This is a genomic window from Nocardioides speluncae (genome assembly GCF_003121585.1).
Classification (GTDB): domain Bacteria; phylum Actinomycetota; class Actinomycetes; order Propionibacteriales; family Nocardioidaceae; genus Nocardioides; species Nocardioides speluncae.
The window spans coordinates 119,793-138,012 of record NZ_QEOO01000007.1 but is presented as its reverse complement, the minus strand read 5'-3'; the positions used below and the strand labels follow the sequence as shown (position 1 = coordinate 138,012).

At 69.7% G+C, this 18,220-nt stretch carries 16 protein-coding genes; 4 read left to right on the top strand and 12 right to left on the bottom strand.

What is annotated here, in order from left to right; translation table 11 throughout:
• The first annotated feature begins 1 nt into the window (after position 1).
• Positions 2-1,153, top strand: coding sequence for a glycosyltransferase family 4 protein (locus DDV73_RS03935; protein ID WP_206050696.1), 1,152 nt, complete (start codon positions 2-4; stop codon positions 1,151-1,153).
• On the opposite strand, the gene DDV73_RS03930 is transcribed toward DDV73_RS03935, so the two are convergent.
• Together DDV73_RS03930 and DDV73_RS03925 are read right to left on the bottom strand one after the other, a co-directional pair.
• Positions 1,108-2,229 (bottom strand): DUF1972 domain-containing protein, encoded by a 1,122-nt coding sequence (locus tag DDV73_RS03930; RefSeq protein WP_240617104.1) that lies wholly within the window; start codon positions 2,227-2,229, stop codon positions 1,108-1,110. The genes DDV73_RS03935 and DDV73_RS03930 overlap by 46 nt on opposite strands.
• Before the next feature lie 118 nt (positions 2,230-2,347).
• Positions 2,348-4,075, bottom strand: a complete 1,728-nt coding sequence (locus DDV73_RS03925) for a right-handed parallel beta-helix repeat-containing protein (protein WP_109505938.1) — start codon at positions 4,073-4,075, stop codon at positions 2,348-2,350.
• Between the two features lie 205 nt (positions 4,076-4,280).
• Here DDV73_RS03925 and DDV73_RS03920 point away from each other — a divergent pair, with 205 nt between their 5' ends.
• On the top strand, positions 4,281-5,075 hold the full coding sequence (locus DDV73_RS03920) for an alpha/beta hydrolase (RefSeq protein ID WP_206050695.1): 795 nt from the start codon (positions 4,281-4,283) through the stop codon (positions 5,073-5,075).
• A 36-nt stretch (positions 5,076-5,111) separates the two neighbouring features.
• Here the strand turns inward: DDV73_RS03920 and DDV73_RS03915 are convergent, their stop codons facing one another.
• On the bottom strand, positions 5,112-6,896 hold the full coding sequence (locus DDV73_RS03915; RefSeq protein WP_161962280.1) for a right-handed parallel beta-helix repeat-containing protein: 1,785 nt from the start codon (positions 6,894-6,896) through the stop codon (positions 5,112-5,114).
• Between the two features lie 147 nt (positions 6,897-7,043).
• Entirely contained in the window at positions 7,044-7,448 is a 405-nt protein-coding gene (locus DDV73_RS03910; RefSeq protein WP_109505935.1) for a nuclear transport factor 2 family protein, read from the bottom strand.
• A 79-nt stretch (positions 7,449-7,527) separates the two neighbouring features.
• Between DDV73_RS03910 and DDV73_RS03905 the strand changes: the two genes are divergently transcribed.
• Positions 7,528-7,890 (top strand): winged helix-turn-helix transcriptional regulator, encoded by a 363-nt coding sequence (locus DDV73_RS03905; protein WP_109505934.1) that lies wholly within the window; start codon positions 7,528-7,530, stop codon positions 7,888-7,890.
• Between the two features lie 19 nt (positions 7,891-7,909).
• Here DDV73_RS03905 and DDV73_RS03900 read toward each other — a convergent pair whose 3' ends face one another.
• The 7 genes from DDV73_RS03900 to DDV73_RS03870 form a co-directional block, all read right to left on the bottom strand.
• Positions 7,910-9,121 carry a glycosyltransferase family protein gene (locus DDV73_RS03900; protein WP_161962279.1) on the bottom strand — a complete coding sequence of 404 codons (1,212 nt, stop codon included), beginning with the start codon at positions 9,119-9,121 and terminating at the stop codon, positions 7,910-7,912.
• A 145-nt stretch (positions 9,122-9,266) separates the two neighbouring features.
• Positions 9,267-11,996, bottom strand: coding sequence for an oligosaccharide flippase family protein (locus DDV73_RS03895; RefSeq protein ID WP_109505932.1), 2,730 nt, complete (start codon positions 11,994-11,996; stop codon positions 9,267-9,269).
• Positions 11,996-12,658 carry an LbetaH domain-containing protein gene (locus tag DDV73_RS03890; RefSeq protein ID WP_109505931.1) on the bottom strand — a complete coding sequence of 221 codons (663 nt, stop codon included), beginning with the start codon at positions 12,656-12,658 and terminating at the stop codon, positions 11,996-11,998. Before DDV73_RS03890 ends, DDV73_RS03895 begins: the two co-directional genes overlap by 1 nt.
• Before the next feature lie 284 nt (positions 12,659-12,942).
• Positions 12,943-13,818, bottom strand: coding sequence for a glycosyltransferase (locus tag DDV73_RS03885; RefSeq protein WP_109505930.1), 876 nt, complete (start codon positions 13,816-13,818; stop codon positions 12,943-12,945).
• Between the two features lies 1 nt (position 13,819).
• A complete protein-coding gene (locus DDV73_RS03880; RefSeq protein WP_206050694.1) occupies positions 13,820-14,896 on the bottom strand; it encodes a sugar transferase in 1,077 nt (358 codons plus the stop codon).
• Positions 14,897-15,477: 581 nt separating this feature from the next.
• Entirely contained in the window at positions 15,478-16,080 is a 603-nt protein-coding gene (pth, locus tag DDV73_RS03875; RefSeq protein WP_109505928.1) for an aminoacyl-tRNA hydrolase, read from the bottom strand.
• Positions 16,081-16,207: 127 nt separating this feature from the next.
• Entirely contained in the window at positions 16,208-16,852 is a 645-nt protein-coding gene (locus DDV73_RS03870) for a 50S ribosomal protein L25/general stress protein Ctc (protein ID WP_109505927.1), read from the bottom strand.
• Positions 16,853-17,099: 247 nt separating this feature from the next.
• On the opposite strand from DDV73_RS03870, the gene DDV73_RS03865 reads away from it, so the two are divergent.
• Complete coding sequence (locus tag DDV73_RS03865) at positions 17,100-17,726, top strand: Uma2 family endonuclease (RefSeq protein ID WP_206050693.1); 627 nt, start codon at positions 17,100-17,102, stop codon at positions 17,724-17,726.
• 3 nt (positions 17,727-17,729) lie between these two features.
• Here DDV73_RS03865 and DDV73_RS03860 read toward each other — a convergent pair whose 3' ends face one another.
• A complete protein-coding gene (locus tag DDV73_RS03860; protein ID WP_109505926.1) occupies positions 17,730-18,161 on the bottom strand; it encodes a MarR family winged helix-turn-helix transcriptional regulator in 432 nt (143 codons plus the stop codon).
• Positions 18,162-18,220 lie beyond the last annotated feature (59 nt).

Genomic DNA, 18,220 nt, shown 5'->3' with positions numbered 1-18,220 from the left:
CATGGAGAGAAGGGCAGGGCGTCGCGCGGTCCTGGTTGCGCACCATACGCCGGATGTCTACGGCTCGGACCGACAACTCCTGGAATCGATCTCGGCCCTGGTGTCCGCTGACTACCGGGTGGTGCTCGCGCTTCCCACCGACGGCCCGCTGACGACGCTGGCCCGGGAGCGCGGGGCCGAGGTGGAGTTCGTCGACTTCCCGGTGCTGCGCAAGGCCTTCCTCTCCCCGCGCGGCCTGGTCACCTTGCTCCGGCACTCGGTGACCGCGCTGCCGCGCTGCATCCGGGCGATACGCCGGGCCGGCGCCGGTGCCGTCTACGTCAACACGCTCACGATCCCGATCTGGGTGCTGGCGGGCCGGCTCGCCCGTCGGCCGGCCGTCTGTCACGTCCACGAGGCGAACGAGGAGGGACGGCGCGTGCTGCGGGTGGCGCTGGCGAGCCCGCTGCTGTTCGCGAACCGGATCATCGCCAACAGCGACGCCACCGCCGCGACGATCCGCGCCAACTTCCCGCCGGCCCGGTCCCGGATTCACGTGGTGCACAACGGCGTGCCGGAACCAACCGTCGCGGTGCCCGAGCTGGCCGCGCGCAACGGCGTACCCGCGACCCTCACCGTCCTGGGCCGGCTCTCGCCGACCAAGGGCACCGACCTCGCGCTCGAGGCGGTCGCCGAGCTGGTCAGCCGGGGGTACGACGTCCGGGTCAACCTCGCCGGCTCGGTCTTCCCCGGCTACGAGTGGTTCGAGGAGCAGCTGCGGGAGCGCGCGGAGCGGCCGGATCTGCGCGGGCGGGTCCGGTTCCTCGGCTACGTCCAGCCGGTGTGGGGCGTTCTCGGCGAGGCGGACGTCGTCCTGCTCGCGTCACGCACGGAGTCGTTCGGCATCGCAGCGGTCGAGGCCCAGCTCGCGGGGCGGCCGGTCGTCGCGCCCTCCCTCCAGGGCCTGCGGGAGACGGTCGAGGACCGGGTGACCGGGCTGCTCGTGCGCCCGGAGGATCCGGCAGCGCTCGCAGACGCGGTGGCGTCGCTGCTCGACGACCCGGCGACGGCGGCCCGGCTGGCGGCGGCGGGCCGGACCTCGGCCAAGGAGCGGTTCTCGGTGGCGGTCTACCGGGAGCGGATCGCCGCCGAGGTCGCCGAGCTCGTCAGATAGCGGCTCAGGACCTGCTCGTACTGGTCGGTGATCGCCTCCCAGGCGAACGCCTCGCGATGCCGGCGGCAGGCGTTCGCGGCGAGCTGCGGGCGAAGGCCGGGCTCGGCGAGCACCCGCGTCAGCGCGGCCTCGAAGCTGTCGGTATCGGCGAAGTAGAGTCCCGCGTCGCCGGCGACCCAGCGGTTGTAGACGTTGTCGTGCGCGATCACCGGATTGCCAGAGCCCAGCGCCTCGACGAGTGAGGGGTTCGTGCCACCGACGGTGTGGCCGTGCAGATAGGCGATCGAGTGGAACCGCAGAGCGGTGACGACCTCCTGGTCGTAGATCGCACCGGGGAAGAGCACCTCGTCACTGGCCGCGTCGAGCACGGCGCGGTGGTAGTTGAACTCCTCGGGCCGGTAGTCGCCGAGCACGAGCAGCTTGACGTGCCGCGGACGCCGGGAGAACCCGGTCACCATCTCCAGGATGGAGTTCTCCTTCTCCGGGCGCGCGACCACGGTGAGATAGCCGCGCGACTCCAGTCCGAACGGCGCCAGTGGACCGAGGCCGGAGTCGCGCAGCGCGGGCGCGCCGTACGGAATCATCGTGATCTTCGCGCCGGAGACGCGCGTCGCCAGGTGCCGCTCGATCTCCGGATGGTCGGCGATCAGGTGGTTGCCGAGCAGGCAGCCGAGCCGCTCGTTGGCGTACAGGAACGTCTTCTTCGGCCTGCTCCACTTGCCGCGCTTCCACTCGATGCCGTCCATGTTGACGACGTTGCGGATCCTCCGGGCCCGGAGCAGAGCGTTGAGGAAGGCAGTGTTGTAGCCCATCGTCAGGCAGAGGTCGCGGTGCCGTGCAGCGTCTCGCACGGCCTGCTGGTCGAACCAGATCGTGCCCTTCGCGCCGTCGTACCGGCTCGGCAGATGGATCCGCTCGATGCCGCGCCAGGTGTCCTCGCGGCGGTCGGCACCGGCCTCGTCGTCCTGGCAGTAGACGACGACCCGCCAGCCACGCTCGACCAGCCGGAGACCGATGTTCTCGACCGCCGTCTCGAAGCCGCCGTGGGCCGCCGGGACCCCGCGGGTCCCGAGCATCCGAACGGTAGGCCGTGGCCCGGTCATGGCACTCCCGCACGTTGTGAACTACTTGCGTCATCCACCCTAACTGCCGGTATGCCGGCGCGTTGCGGGAATGGCTAGGTCACCATTCAGGTCACCATTTCAGCCGCCATTGGCACACGCCGATCCGGTCGATCGAGGTGCGTACGCCGATCAAGGCCGCGATGTCGCTCGGCAGCGAGGTCGCCCGCTCGCGGCCCCACCGCAGCAACATGGCAGCAGGCCGGCCGCGCCAGGTCACCACGCCGGATGAGGTGAGGACACCGCGCGTCTCCTGGCTCGTCGTACTCCGGAACGCACTCAGCGTGGTGAAGGTCGCCGGGTTCCCCTCGCCGCTGGACCACACCACCAGCCACCTCGGGCCGGACGGGCGGACGTAGACGTTCGCCTGCGAGCGCACGCCCATCTGCGCCGCGGACCGCTGGTGCGAGCCGTCTTCCACACACAGCATGCAGTTGGCGACCTCGCGCGGATAGGCGACCACGTTGTTGCGGAGCGTCACGTCGTCCACCCGCCAGGGCACTGTGGGGTCGGGCCACGGCCGCCGCAGGTCGTGCCCGGACTGCGCGTTCTCCTGCGTGCGCTTGTCCTGGATGATGTTGATCGGCCGGTGGTTGCTGACCAGGGTGTTGTTGTAGACCCGGACCGCGCCCGAGTCGACGACCTGGATCCCCTTGTCGTCGTTCTTGAGGATCAGGTTGTTGGCGACCACGGCCCGCTCGGAGATCTCCACGTGAACGCCGTGGCCGGTGTTCCACGTGATCCGGTTGTTGACGACCAAGCTGTCGTACACCGACTCGTCCCACCACACCGCCGTGCCGTAGTTCTGGGTGACCACGCTGTAGCGCAGCGAGACGCCTCGGCTGCGGCCGATCTTGATGCCACCCGCCATGGGGGCCTGGTTGAAGCGTTCCAGGTTGTTGCGCTGGACTATCAGGCCGCGCATCTTGAGCCGGTAGGAGTGCGCGCCGTGGATGCCGATCAGGCCGTTGCGGCTGAAGGTGCTGTCGGTGAGGTGGATGTCGTCGGCGGAGACCCCGAGACCCGAGGTCGCGTTGTCCACCACCTTCATCCGGGTCATGCTCGTGTTCGCCCGCTCCAGCGTCACCGCACCGTGGTCGGGGACCGACACTGCGTAGCGCCGTACTCCGAAGCCGATCAGCCGGACGCCGGTGGCCCGCACCGAGATCGCCTTGCTCAGAGTGCTGGCGAGCACCGTCCCACCGGCGGGATCGCTCCCGATCACCAGCTTGTCGGCCGCGGTGTCCACGGCGAAGGTGCCCCGACCGACCTCGGCCGCCGTGGCCACCTGGCGGAGCCGGCTCCTGCCGACCCAGACCTGGTCCGGGTACGCCGCCATCGGGTACGCCGGGTTCACGAACTGCCACCCCGGCGGCGAGCCGTCCGGCGCACCGCGCGTCAAGGTCGGACTGTGGTCGAGGTCGTAGTGCCAGCCGTCGCGGGTCCAGGTGCTCCCCGTGTCACGGAACCCGGTGACCACGCGCGCGCCCTCCATCCACACCGGCTCGCCGGGCATCGCGCGGATGGTCAGGTTGGGCGTGTAGACCGCGACGTTCTCGTGGTAGCTGCCGCGGCGCAGCACGATCGTGTCACCCGCGGCGGCGCGGTCCACCGCCGTCCGCAGCCGGCGCAGCGGCTGCGACAGGGTGCCCGATGCAGAGTCGGAGCCGCTGGTCGCGACGTACCAGGTGCGGGCGGATGCCGCGGACGCGGCTGGCGCCGAAGCGGTCGCGCCGGGCAGCACTGGAAGAAGCAGTGCGAAGCCCAGCACGACCGCCGAGCGCCGACGTGCAGACGACATAACCGAACGCCTGTCCGTCCGGCCCCGGCCAACCCGTTAGCCAGTGTCACTCTCCATGTCGCGATTGTCCATTGACGCGGTGTTTCTTTAATATGCGCCGAATGGGCTTGGTGTCGGGTTTACCAGTTCAGCTCCCAGGTGATCACGCCAGTCCGTCTGAGCGGTTTCGGTTGCGGCGCTGGGCATCGCCCGCGAACCTGTCCGCATGAGTGTCAGTCGGCGCGGACTCGTTCTCGGCGGTGCCGGCGCCGTTGGCGCCGCTGTCGTGGCGGGATTCGTCGCAGCGCCAGTGCGGCGCCGGCTCATGGGACCGGACTACCACATCCCCGACGTTCCCGCCGGCGAGGTCAGGCTCGAACAGGTCAGGTCGGTCGCACGGCAACGCGACGTCGACCTGTTCACGGCCGTCCCTCATGGGTACGGCGCCGGCGCCGACCTACCGGTCTGTCTGGTGCTTCACGGCGCAAGCACTCGTCCGAAGAGCTTCCGTCAATACGGCCTTCCCCAGCTCCTCACCTCCGCGGTCCGCAACGGCGCTTCGCCGTTCGTGCTTGCCGGCGCCGACGGTGGCGAGCTCGGCTGGGACGCGTCGAGTGAGGACGACCCCGCCCGGATGCTCACCGAGGAGCTCCCCAGGTGGCTGGGAGAACGCGGCTTCGACGTCGGACGGGTGGCGGCGTGGGGCTGGTCGCTCGGAGGGCATGGCGCCTTCCGCCACGCCGAGCTCGACCCGGGGTGGTTGCGGGCCGTCGCGGCGTTCAGTCCGGCAGTCCGCGCAGGCGATGCAGTCTTCGCCGACGTCGAAGCCCTGGCCAACACACCGATTGGCATCTGGTGCGGCACCGAGGACCCCCTCCTCGACGACACCAAGGCCCTCGTCGCCGCACTCCCCGAGCGCCCCGAGATCGTCTCCTACGGTGCAGGAGAGCACACCATGGTGTATTGGACCGGTGTCGCCGAGGACGCCTTCCAGTTCATCGGGAAGCACCTACGCGAGTGAGCGGTCAGTACCCCACCTGATCGATCCGGCTGCCCACTACCAGTTCAGCTCCCACGGGACCACGCCGATCCGCCGGAGCGAGGTGGGTACGCCGATCATGTCCGCGACGTCGTCCGGAATCGCGGAGGCACGGTCCTCGCCCCAGCTGAGCAGCTGGTCCGAGGCCCCGCCGTGCGCGGAGACGACGGCTGACGTCGTGTGGACGCCGAGGCGCTCGCGCCCGGTCGCCGAGCGGAACTCGTCGAGCGTGGTGAACACCTTGGGGTTCCCCACGCCGCTCGACCAGACGATCAGCCAGCGGGGCAGGTTGCCCGTGCGGACATACACGTTCGACTCGGGCGCGATGCCCATCTGCGCCGCCGACCGCTGGTGCGAGCCGTCCTCGACACACAGCACGCAGGCCGAGCCGGTGCGGGCGTAGGCCAGCACGTTGTTGCGAATCTCTACGTTCTGCACCCGCCACGGCACGGTCGGGTCGGGGAACGGGCGACGCCGGTCATGGCCCGACCGCGCGTTCTGGTGGGTGCGCTTGTCCTGGATGATGTTGATCGGCCGGTAGTTGCGCAGCAGCGTGTTGTTGTAGATCCGCACCGCGCCGGTATCGAGCACCAGGATCCCGTGCTCGTGGTTGCCCAGGATCATGTTGTTGGCGATCACCGAGCGCTCGGAGAGCTCCACCTCGACGCCGTGCCCGGTGTTCCCGTTCACCCGGTTGTTGATGATCCGGCTGTCGTAGACCGACTCGTCGAACCACACCCCGCTACCGAGGTTCTGGGTGACCACACTGTTTCGGATCGAGACGTCACGGGCACGGCCGATCTTGATGCCGCCAGCCATCGGAAGCTCGTTGAAGTGCTCCAGGTTGTTCCGCTTCACCGTCAACCCGCTCATCCGCAGGTGATAGGTCGAGGCGCCGTGGATCCCGATCAGCCCGTTGCGGCTGAAGGTGCTGTTGACCAGCTTGATGTAGTCAGCGGAGATGCCGATACCCGAGGTGGCATTGGAGACGACCTTCATCCGGGTCATCCGGGTGTTCGGCTTCTCCAGGGTGACGGCGCCGTGGTCGGGCATGGAGACGGCGTACCGGCGTACCCCGAACCCGATCAGGTGCACGCCGGGAGCGCGCACCGAGATCGCCTTGTTCAGCGTGCTGGCCTTCACCGTCTTCCCCAGCGGGTTCGTGCCAACGACCAGCTTGTTGGCGGCCCTGTCGACAGCGAAGGTGCCGGCGCGGACGTCGGCCGGGGTCTTGACCTGACGCAGCCTCTTGCCGCTGATCCAGACCTGGTCCGGGTGCGCCGCCATCGGGTACGCCGGGTTGATGTAGTTCCAGCCTGCACCGGTGTTGTCCGGCGCGCCTCGGTTGAAGGTCGGGCTGTGGTCGAAGTCGTAGTTCCAGTTGGCCCTGGTCCAGGTTGCGCCCGTCGCGCGGAAGCCCGTGACCGAGCTGGAGCCGTCCATCCACACGGCTTCGCCGGGCATCGACGTGATGGTCAGGTCGGGCGTGGTGACCACGACCCGCTCGTGGTAGGTGCCCTTCCGCAGCACGATCGTGTCGCCCTGGCCGGCGCGGCTGACGGCCTGGGCCAGCCTCCGCAGCGGCTGGGCCTTGGTTCCCGGTGCGGAGCCGGAGCCGTTCGTCGCGACGTACCAGGTGCGCCCACCCGCGCTCGCCGCGTCGCCAGGGCCCGCGCTCGAGGAGCCGGCCGAGGCCGCGAGTGCTGTTGCCAGTAGGCACAGCCCGATGGCGCCGGCAACGGCGTGACGGATACGGACTGCTGAGGATCGGGGCGGACGGGGACTACGGGAACTACGGTGCATCGCTAGCATGGGGCACGACCATAGGGGACGCCTGTTATCGAGTCGTTACCGATGTGGCTGAATATTCCTTATGACCGAATTGTTCGAGGCATTCTTTACCCTGGAATGCGCGCATTCTGCGCAATCCACTCACTCGATCGGCCCAGGTCAGCCGGCGGCGCCCCAGAACCGGTCCTCGGCGGGTCCGTCGGCGGAGAAGAGGTGGACCTCGACGATCGTGCCGTCACGGACCGTCAGCAGGTCGATGCCGCCCATGTCCATCTCGTGACCCTCGCGCCGCGCCTGGAAGCGCACGGGGACGGCGACCTTCTCGCCGTTGACCATGGGCGCGCCGGTCACGGACAGCTGGAATGTCCCGCCGCTGACCTGCATCATGCCGCCGATGAGCTCCTCGAAGCCGGCGAGGCCGGTGTGGGTGCCGGAGAAGCGGTTGGCGCCTGGCTGATGCCAGACCAGGCCGGGGTTCAGCAGGCTGGTCACCGTGGCGAGGTCTCCGGCGGCCAGGGCATCGAAGTAGCGGGTCGCGACGGCTGCGGGGTTCTGGTCGTTCATGTTCGTCTCCTTCGTGGACTGTCTACGCACCGATAGTTACATCTAGTAACCTGTTACCTCAACGTAACTAAGGAGTGCGATGTCGACGCCGGAGTGGAACGTCATGCTCGCCACCTGCCCGTCGCGCACGTCGCTGGCCCGGATCGCCAACAAGTGGACGGCCATGATCGTGATCGCCCTGAGCGAGCGTCGCCTGCGGTTCGGAGAGCTGCGCGAGATGGTCGGCGGAATCAGCGGCAAGGTGCTGACCGAGACGCTGCGCGACCTGGAGCGCGACGGGCTGGTAGCGCGCCAGGCCTACGCCGAGATCCCACCTCGGGTCGAGTACGAGCTGACCGACCTCGGCCGTACCCTCTCCGCACCGCTGGGTGCGCTCGGCCGCTGGGCCGAGGAGCACTACGAGCAGGTCGAGCGCGCGCGGGACGCGTACGACACGCGCTGAGCGGGTGGCGGCCGCTGGGTCAGTGCAGGACCGGCGTACCCAGCGAGGTGGCGCGGCGGTTGCCGAAGGTTTCGGGGAGGTGGGTGGCGGCGGAGCCCGTGAGCAGCCACAGCATCCCGTCGTGTACGCCGAGCACCGCCTCCTCGGCGCGGCGCCGGACCAGCTCGCCGACCGGCTCGACGTGCTCGACATCGAGGTCGGTGACCAGGGTCGACTCGCCGGCCGGGATCGAGCCGAGGGCCGCGACCAGGTCGTCGGGGGTGGAGACCGCCCGGGCCTTGACCGGCTGCTCGCGGCGGAGCAGGCACAGCGGCTCGGCGCCGTACCCGGCGAAACCGCCAACGTCGTCGACGTTGACGACGTGCAGGGTCCGGTCGACGCCGACCTCGAGCCCGTCGACCGAGCGCCGGATGTCGCCGATCACGGCCGGCAGCTTGGCCCGCCGCGACGCCCGTCGCGCGAGCCGCGACTCCTGGAACCACTGGTAGCGCCAGCCGTGCTTGGCCGCCACCGAGCCGAGCACCGGCAGCGACTTCAGCCGCGAGGTGCTGTCGCCGCCGACGACCCCGCAGGTCGTCCGCACCGGCACCGCTGACGGGTGCAGGGCGGCCACGCGGGCGTGCGCGACGTCGAGCCGCGCGAGGTTGATGGTCAGGCTGTTGTGGGTGACGGCGAGGTTGACCGCGCCGACGTCGCGGCCGAGCGCCTTCATCCGCAGGCCGTACTCAATGCCGTACGCGTGCCAGGCGAGCTCGGCGTCCTCCGACAGCGGCTCGGCCAGCACCTGCGAGCGTCGGATCATGAACAGCACCTCGTCCAGGCTGTCCACCGCGACCGGTGCGGGAGCGTCGCTGCCGAGCAGCTGCACCTTGTCCCGCAGCCGGCCGACCACCCCGCCTGACGCGGTCACACCGGAGGCACCGAGCAGACCCCACGGCCCGTCGTCGGTCATCAGCTGTGCGATCTCGATCAGCCGGTCGATGGAGTGCAGGTAGACGTCCTGGTGGACGAAGACGACCACGTCGTGCTGCGCGCGCCGGGCGCCGTGGTTGAGCGCCGCGCCGGCGGAGGTGAAGGCCTGCGCAGTGTTGTCGACCGGCACGTAGTCGACCGACCCCGAACCCTGGTAGTCGCTGATCGAGCGGTCAAGGCAGTGCTGGCGGACGTCGATGTCGTTGAAGACGCACACGATCGAGATGCCGTGCACGGGCGCTGCTCCGTTGCGGCTCACGGGGTTCCCTCCCCCATCGTCGTCTGCACGATTGCCCCCACTCTTTCGGTGAAGGCCCGCCCCGAGAACTCCTGCCGCGCGCGTTCGGCTGCCAGACTCCCCATGCTGGTCCGTTCGTCCGGATAGCGCAACAGGCGTACCTGGCTCACTGGCGGGTAACCAGCCGCTTGAGGTCACCGGCGGCGCTGCGCGCCAGCAGGTACGCCGCGTCGGCGAGCCGGGTCGGCACCGGCGGTGCGGTGGCCAGCGCCTCGGCGTACATCCGCTCCAGCGAGTCGGCCGCCGCCTCCAGCCCGAACCGCTTCTCCACCATCCACTGCCCGTAGCCACCCCGCTCGTCGCGCAGCGCCGGATCACGCAGGTCGCCGATCAGCCCGGCGAGGTGACCCGCAGGATCGTCGACCGGCGTCGTTCCGAGGAAGCCGGCGCTCAGGAAGTAGTCGACGGTGTCGGGCGCGAGCGGCCTGGCGAAGCCGTTCTCGCCGAGCACGATCGTGGGCCGCGCGTGGGCGAGCGACCGAAGCGCGGAGCCGCCCGTCGCCAGGGCGACGTCGGCGGCGGCGTACGCCGGGTGCGGGTCGAGCAGGAAGCCGGTCAGCAGGATCGCGTCGCGGCCGAGGCGCTCGTTCGCGGCGACTGTCTTCATCTGCACCTCGGCCATCGCGTCGCCGTCACCGACCACCGCCAGCCGGACCGAATGATCACCTGCCTCGTCGAGCCGGACCACCGCGTCGATCGCCTGCAGGATGCCGGACAGCTGCAGCACCCGGTCCACGCCGGTCACCTGGACGACGAGCAGGTCGAGGGAGGAGATGCCGAAGTCGTGACGGAAGGCCGCGGCCGCCTCCTCGTGCGGCCGGTCCCTGCTCAGGTCGACCGGCGGCTCCAGCAGCCAGACCTGGCTGCCGTGCAGCGGCTCGGCCTCGTCGCGCATGGCGCCGGTGCCGACGATCATCGGTGTGTGCGGGGCGGTCCAGAAGGCGTTCTCCATCGTCCAGTTCAGCATCACCGCGGCCCGCCGGGACCGGCCGCTGACCGCCACCGAGGCGGCCGGTCCGAGCCCGGGCGCGAAGACGTGGACGATGTCGGCGTCGTGAGCGTCGGCGTACCGGCGGATCGCGCGCGCCCGCCCGACCAGCCCGACATCAGCGGGGATCGTCGTGACCGCGAACCCGGCCGCCTCGGCGTACGGGATCAGCGAGACCTGCACGTCCTCCTCGACCGCGAAGATCGACACCTCCTGGCCGCGGCCGCGAAGGGTCCGGGCCAGGTCGATGGCGTTGATCGAGCAGCCGCCGAGCGCGAGCCCTTCGAGCCCGAACGCGAGTCGCGGTCGCCGATCAACGGACTGGACACTCCGGCCGGCCTTGGCAGGGGTATGGCCGGCCGGAGTGCGTCTGGTGCCGGGCAGCCGCCCAGCAAGTGTGGGGACATGGTGGACCAGTGCGGGCCACACCACCAGTGTGTACGCCGCGACCGCGGCGAAGCCACCCGCAAGGAACCCAATCCATGCGGTTTCGAACAAACCTGACGTTGCCCCGGCCACCAAACCGGCAAATACCGCGGCCAGCATGGGATGGAGGACTGCTCCCACCAGGCCGGTGCCGAGCTGGGCGGCCGGCCGGCCGGTGGCGCGCCGTACCGCCCAGAGGTAGCCAGGGATCGCGACCAGTGCGATCACCGCAACGTGGGCCCAGGCAACGCCGACCAGTCCGTCCACCTTGACGCCGAGCACGATCGCCGGCGCCAGCGCGGCCAGCCAGGCGACCTGGATGAGCAGCAGCCGTGCGGTCTGGCCGGTCGCGACCAGGACGTTGACGTAGAGCAGTGAGAAGGAGAAGAGCAGGCCATGGAGCGCGAGCACGGTCAGCACCGGCCCCGCGTCCAGCCAGCGCGCGCCGAACAGCGTCTCCACCATCGGCCCGGACAGTCCCATGGTGACGAACGCGATCGGCATCGCAACCAGCGCCACCAGCCCGGACGAAGTGACCAGCGCGTCGGCGAGCTTGGATCGGTCGTCGGCGACCCGCCCGAAGGCCGGCACCACGACTCCGGTGAGCACCATGCCGAGCACGGCGGTCGCCCCGCCGGCGACCGAGAACGCGACCATGTAGACGCCGATCTGGGTCTCGGTGAGCAGCCTCGCGATGATCAGGTAGTCGGCGTTGAGCAGCACCAAGCTGATTAGGTTGGCCAGCGCCAGCGGCAGCCCGAACCGCATCAGCGAGCCGACCACCGAGCGCCGCCAGCCCGGCAGGTAGTGCCGCGGCAGCGCCGCGACCAGCACCAGTCCGGTGACCAGCTGGCCGGCCACCAGGGACCAGGCGAACGCGGCCGCGCCGCCACCGTCGAGCGCCAGCCCGATCAACAGCGCGTTCGCGGGCACGAAGCCCGCGACCGTCGCCATGAGGATCTTGTCGTGCTCGAACTCGCGAGCCAGCTGAGCGCCGGGCACCGCGAAGACGCCGGCGATGACCAGCGACAGGGAGAGGATCCGGATCGGCTCCGCCGCGTCGGGTGTGCCGAGTACCGACGCGATCGACCCCGCGAAGGTCACCATCGCCGCGCCCAGCAGCAGGCTGACGCCGATCGAGATCGAGGCGACCGTCGGTGCGATCTCGTCCGGCTCCAGCGCCGAGCGCGCGACCGCCGAAGCCATGCCGAGCTCGGCCACGCCGGCCACGACGACGTGGACCGCGAGGGCGACCGCGAAGACGCCGAAGTCGGCCGGCGCCAGGATCCGGGCGATGATCGCGGTGACGCCGATGTTGGCCAGCCGGAGCGCGATGCCCCAGCCGACCTGCTTCCCCAGAGCTGAGTGCTCAGGGCGACGCTCCTCGAGCGTCGCCGGAACCCTCGACTCTGTGGTGGTCATCAGGCGTCTCGTCTTACTTTCTGAACGGGAATCGCCTCGACGGGCCGCGCGGGTACGCCGGCCCAGGTCTGGCCCGCGGGCAGCTCGGTGAGCAGCACCGAGCCCATGCCGAGGACCGCGTCGTGCCCGATGGAGAGCCCCTCACGGACACTACTGTTCATGCCGAGGTAGGCGCCGGAGCCGACGTGGACACCGCCGCCCAGCGCCACGCCGGCGCAGATCGTCGCGAAGTCGGCGACCATGTCGTCGTGGGTGAGGCTGACGTTCGGCATCACCACGACGTGGTTGCCCATCCGTACGTTGGCGGTGAGTACGACGCCGGCCAGCAGGATGCTCCCGGCGCCGACCGAGCAGCCCGGCGGGATGTCGACATCGGGGTGCACGGTGCGGGCGAAGCGGTCGTGGGTCACGCCCATGTCGGTCAGCCGGTCCACGATCGCGCGGCGGGTCGGGCCCTTGCTGGCGCAGACCAGCACCCGGTGGTCGTCGTCCTCCCGGACCAGTTCCAGCCCGCCGACGACCGGCTCGCCGTCGAGGCTGCTGCCCCACAGATCAGGGTCGTCGTCGAGCACCCGGATCCGGGCGAAGCGGCCGAGCGCGCGCTCGACAGCCAGCGCCTCGCGCGCCAGCCCACTCGCGGCGATCAGGAGGAGGCGGTTCATGGCTGCCCGGCCGCAGTGCCGTGATTGGTCACCGGCAGCTGGCCATCCCAGTCCGAGTACGCCGGCTGCCGGTGCGCTGCCATGATCCCCCGACTGGGCGAAATGTCCAGCTTCGCAAACCACTCCATGAGACGCTCCCGAGGATTGTGTGGTGGCCGCCGGCGCGGTGGTGACCGCTGACGTCTCCGACCTCGCAACGGCGGCGGGAGTCCCTGCCCGCCACCTTCGCTGGGTCGGCCGCGCCGGCAAGCCGCTTGTGGACCGGGGCGACAGCCCCGCTCAGCCTAGGCATGGGACGACTTGTCTCGGAGCCAAAGGTGGAAGTCGCCATCCCGGACCGCCTTCCGGGAGCGGCTCTTCGCGACCAGGGTTACGCCCACGAAGACCGGCATCCGGATCGCCAGCGCGGGCCGGGACAGCGACAGCTTCGCCAGCATCCGCATGCTCGTCGCGGATGCCTCGCTGCGGGCGCCGGCCGCGGAGGCCTGCGCATTGCCGGTCGCCACCCGGACCCGGCGGCGTACCAAGTCACGCATCGTGCGCGGCGGGACCACCACCACCTGGGCCGAGCGCACCACCAGCCGCTCGTGGGGTGCGAACGCCTCGGAGACGGCCGGGTCGTCGCTCACCAGCTTGGACAGCGCGGCGACCCGGGCCTCACCGCGCTCGGACAGCGCGACCACGCCCCGTCCGAACAGCCCGTCGCGCACCTGAGGGAGGTGCTCCCACACGTCGTAGTAGGACCGCACCAGGAGCGCGGAGGCCTTGCTGTCCAGCACCCGGTGCGGCGCGGTCGCGAGTACGTCGCCCTCGGCGCCGGTCACCAGCGGTGCCACCAGCCGCATGATCCCGACGCCGCTGATCCGGACGTCGGCGTCGAGGTGGACCCGCGGGAAGACGCTGCTGGCGGCGTTGCCGACCGCGACCGCGACCGCCTTCGACGGCTGCGGGATCTCCAGCACCCTGATCTCGGGGTACGCCTCCCGCACCACCTCGGCGGTGCGGTCGGTGCAGCCGTTGCAGACCACGACGATGTCGAGGTCTCCGGGCTGGAGGCCGTCGTGGAGAGCGGCCAGGGTACGCAGAACGTCCCGCTCCTCGTTGTGAGCGGGGATCACCACGCCGGCGAGCGGCTTCCGCGGGCGGGGCGACCGGCCCATGTCAGTACGCCCCCTTGGAGCTCGCCACCGCTTTCACCGTCCGCAGCGCGATCAGTACGTCGTCGGTGAGCCGCCAGTTGTCGGCGTAGTGGAGGTCGAGCCGCATCGCCTCGTCCCACGGCAGGTCGGAGCGGCCGCTCACCTGCCACAGTCCGGTGATGCCGGGCTTGACCGCGAGCCGGCGGCGGGCCCCCGCGTTGTACGTCGCGACCTCGCCCGGCAGCGCCGGCCGCGGGCCGATCAGCGACATCTCGCCCTTGACCACGTTGATGAGCTGCGGCAGCTCGTCCAGCGAGGATCGGCGCAGGAAGTGGCCGACCCGGGTGATCCGCGGGTCGCGCTTGATCTTGAACAGCGCGCCGTCGACCTCGTTGTCGTCGCTGAGCGCCGCCTTCTGTTGCTCGGCGTCCTCGCACATGGTGCGCAGCTTGTTCATGGTGAACTCGCGACCGTCACGGCCGACCCGGGTCTGCCGGAAGATGGCCGGACCGCGGGAGTCGAGCCGGATCACCACGGCCAGCACCACCAGCAGCGGCGCGCTCACCGTCAGCAGCACCAGTCCGCTGGCCCGGTCCAGCGCGCCCTTGAGCGAGCGGGTCAGCACCGAGCGGGTGCTGGGCTCGACGTGGACCAGGGTGGCGCCGCCGAGGGCACCCGGGCTGACCCGGTAAGGCGCGACCAGGTCGAGCGGACCGAGTACGGCGACCGACGGACCGCGGTCCTCCAGGTGCCACGAGACCTCGGCGAGGGCACGACTGGTCACGGTCGGCCCGGGCACGACGACCACGAGATCGGCTCGAGTGGACCTGGCCAGTGTCACCAAGTCCGCAGGTCCGAGGACCACCGGGACACCGAGGACGTCGTCCGGCGGGATGCCGAGGTCCGGGTCCGGCACGACCAGGCAGCCGCCGACGGTCTCGACACTCGCCGTACCGGGCCAGCGGGAGACCGCGCTCTCGATGGCGTCACGGTCGCCGACGACGACGACACGGCAGGTCCGCGTGGCGCGGGCCCGCGCCACGCGGAAGATCAGGGCGCTCAAGGTCGCGGCCGCGACCGCGGCGAGTACGCCGGCCACGACATCGGGCTCCCCCCCCGGTGTAGCCGACCGCGAGCGCAGCGACGGCAATCGGCGGGGAGAAGGCGGCCGGTAGCCCGCGGGTGGGCTCGGTGCCGGGCGCGACCAGGGCATTGCCGCTGCGATAGGCAACGGCAACCCAGACCGCGAGTACGCCGAGGACGGCGTACGCGGGCAGATGCGCGGCCAGCCCGATCGGGAAGGCGACACCGACGGCGACCGCAATCTCGGCCGGCAGTGAGGTGAGCAAGATACGGGCCGGGCGGCGCGCGGGAGCGGCACTGTGACGCCGCCGCGGCGCGGCGCGTTCGACGAGCAGACGCAGATCGCCGTCGATCTGCGCAGACTCTCCTTCGGACACGGTCCCCCCGATCCTCAAGTTGAATAGCGCTTCCCCCCCGGGTAACGCACGGGTTAAAGCGTCGCCTTTATCAGGTCGTTCCGTAATGACAATTGATACGCAACTTGGGTGTGCTGGCCGGGTAGTTGTGTAGTAGTTACAACTACGCCATTGCCCCTAGTGTCGCGTTCTGGGGTCACTCGCTCGACGAGCTGTGCACATTCAGTGAACAGTCAATGAACTAGGAGTTGAAGCGCGACTGGGTCTTCTCAAGACCCTCGGTCAGCAGTGACTCCACGGCGTCGGCAGCGTCGCTGACCTGCAGTGGAAGCTCTTTCCGCTCGTTGGTGGAGTAGTTCCCGAGCACGAAGTCGGTGACCTGCTGACGGCCCGGCGGGCGACCGATTCCGACCCGCAATCTGTAGAAATCGCCGGTGCCTAATGACGCACGTAGCGACCGCAGACCGTTATGTCCATTATCGCCACCGCCAAATTTCACCCGAAGTGTCCCGAATCCAATGTCCAGTTCGTCGTGAATGGCCACTATGCGGTCTTTGGGGATCGAATAGAAGTTTGCCAATGACGAAACTGGGCCACCCGATTCGTTCATGTACGACCGAGTGCGAGCAAGGACCACGCGCGGCGTGGGCCCGACGCCCGGCGTACCGATCCGACCCTCGACCACCTCGGCGCGACCGGACTTGTGGGCCCGGAACGGCGAGCCCATTCGGTCCGCGAGCTCGTCGGCGACCAGATAGCCGACGTTGTGCCGGTGGCCGGCGTACGCCGGTCCGGGGTTGCCCAGGCCGACGACCAGCCACACGTCGGCTGCGGTGTCGCCCATGCCTGGTCTCCTGCTCGTCGGATCGGTCGTGAAATGCAGAGTGGGGCCAGCGTATCGCTGGCCCCACCTCATGCTGCCGGCGCTGGTTGAGGAGGTTGCGCTAGCAACCGTCTCGAAACCAAGGCGGTCACTCCGCGGCGGGAGCCTCCTCGGCCGGAGCCTCCGCGGCGGCGGCCTCGCCCTCGGCAGCCTCGGCAGCCTCACCCTCGGCCTCCGGCTCAGGCTCGGCGGCCTGCTGCTGGGTGACGTTGACGATCAGCGTCTCCGGGTCGACGATCAGCGTGGTGCCCTGCGGCAGCGCGAGGTCGGAGGCAAGGATCTGGGTGCCGACCTCGGCGCCCTCCACCGACACCTCGATGAACTCGGGGATGTGGGTCGCCTCGGCCTCGACCTGGACGGTGGCGTTCTCGGTGACCACCAGGGTCTCCCTCACCGCCTCGCCGACCACGTGGATCGGGACGTCGACAGTGACCTTCTCGCCGCGGCGTACCGCCACGAAGTCGATGTGCTCGAGGGTCCGCTTCAGCGGGTCGACCTGGACCTGCTTGGTCAGCGCGAGCTGGCTCTTGCCCTCGATGTCGAGCTCCAGCAGGGCGTTCGCGCCGCCGTGCTTGAGCGCCATCATGGTGGCGTGACCCGGGAGGGTCACGTGGATCGGGTCGTTGCCGTGGCCGTAGATGACCGCGGGGACCTTGTTGTCGCGACGGATGCGGCGGGCCGCACCCTTGCCGAACTCGCTGCGAGTCTCGGCCTGAATCTTCTCCGCAGACATGCGGTGTCTCCTCGTACGTACGTTCCTTGTTGGGGGGACGTCGTCTCGTCGAGAAGCAGCGACGCCGCGCATCCGGACAGGAGGCGCGGCGGTGAGGCCTGCCCTGTCGATCACGGAGTCCAGCTCCCTCGCCGAGGCAACCTGCAGATCCTATGCCAGGCCCGCGGTACGACGCGAATCTGCGCGTTATCCACAACCGGCGCCGGTCGCGGTTGGACAGTCCTGCGACGTCAGGGACGCTGGACACATGTCGAGCCTGCTGTCAGCGCGCCCCGTGTCAAACTGGACCCGAGGTGGTGATCCGATGACGGCGATGACGACGATCGGCTTTCCAGACCGGCTGGTGACCCTTGCCGACTGGGAGCAGTTGCCCGAGGACGAGCTGCACCATGTGGAGTGCGGCGAAGGAGTGCTGTACGTGACGCCCAACCCGCACTTCAAGCATCAGCGGGCAACGTCTCGTTTGATGGTCCTCCTCGACGGCCAACTCCCAGCGCACCTCACGGCCGTGTCTGACATCGACGTGCTGTTCGCCGAAGATCCGCTGACCGTGCGTGCGCCTGACGTGACCGTCACGTCGACCGACATCGGCGAGGCCAACCCCGTCCGCCTCAGGACGAAGGACGTTCTCCTGGTCGTCGAGATCCTGTCGCCCGGCAGCCGGCGGATCGATCGAGTGACGAAGTTCAGCGAGTACGCCGAAGCCGAGATCGCCCACTACTGGATTCTCGACATCGACGCGCCGCTGCTGACCTGCCACCGCCTCACCGAGCACCGCACCTACGAGGCCGCAGGTGAGTTCGACACCGTTGCCCAGATCGACACCGACTGGGCACGCCTCACCATCGATCTTGCGGCCCTCACCCGACGGTGACCCTCAGGCATACGGGTCGGTGACCTCGCGCAGGTCCTCCAGCGCCTCGCGTAGTGCGGCCATCCGCTCCTTGCCAAGGTGGGCGGCCCACTCCCACTCGAGCACCTTCTCGGTACGCCGCGCCACCTCCTGCACCTCGAGACCACGAGCGGCGATGCAGACCAGCCGGGCACGGCCGTCGGACGGGTCGGGCCGGCGCTCGGCGTACCCCATCCGCACCAGCTGGTCGACCATCTGGCCCGCCGTCTGCTTGGTCACCTGGGCCTGTTCCGCCAGGTCGGTGAGCCGGGTGCCGTCCGGGCCGACCCGGGCCATCAGCCTGGCCTGAGCCAGCGTGATGTCGTCATACCCGGCCTCCTGGATCGCGGCAACGATCCGCTCCTCGGCATGCCGAAAGGAGATGAACATCAGCAGCGCGGGGTGCGGCCGGACCATCGGGCTCCTTCGGGTCGCTTGACAAACTGATCAGGCAGACTGACTATTTTAGTCAGGCA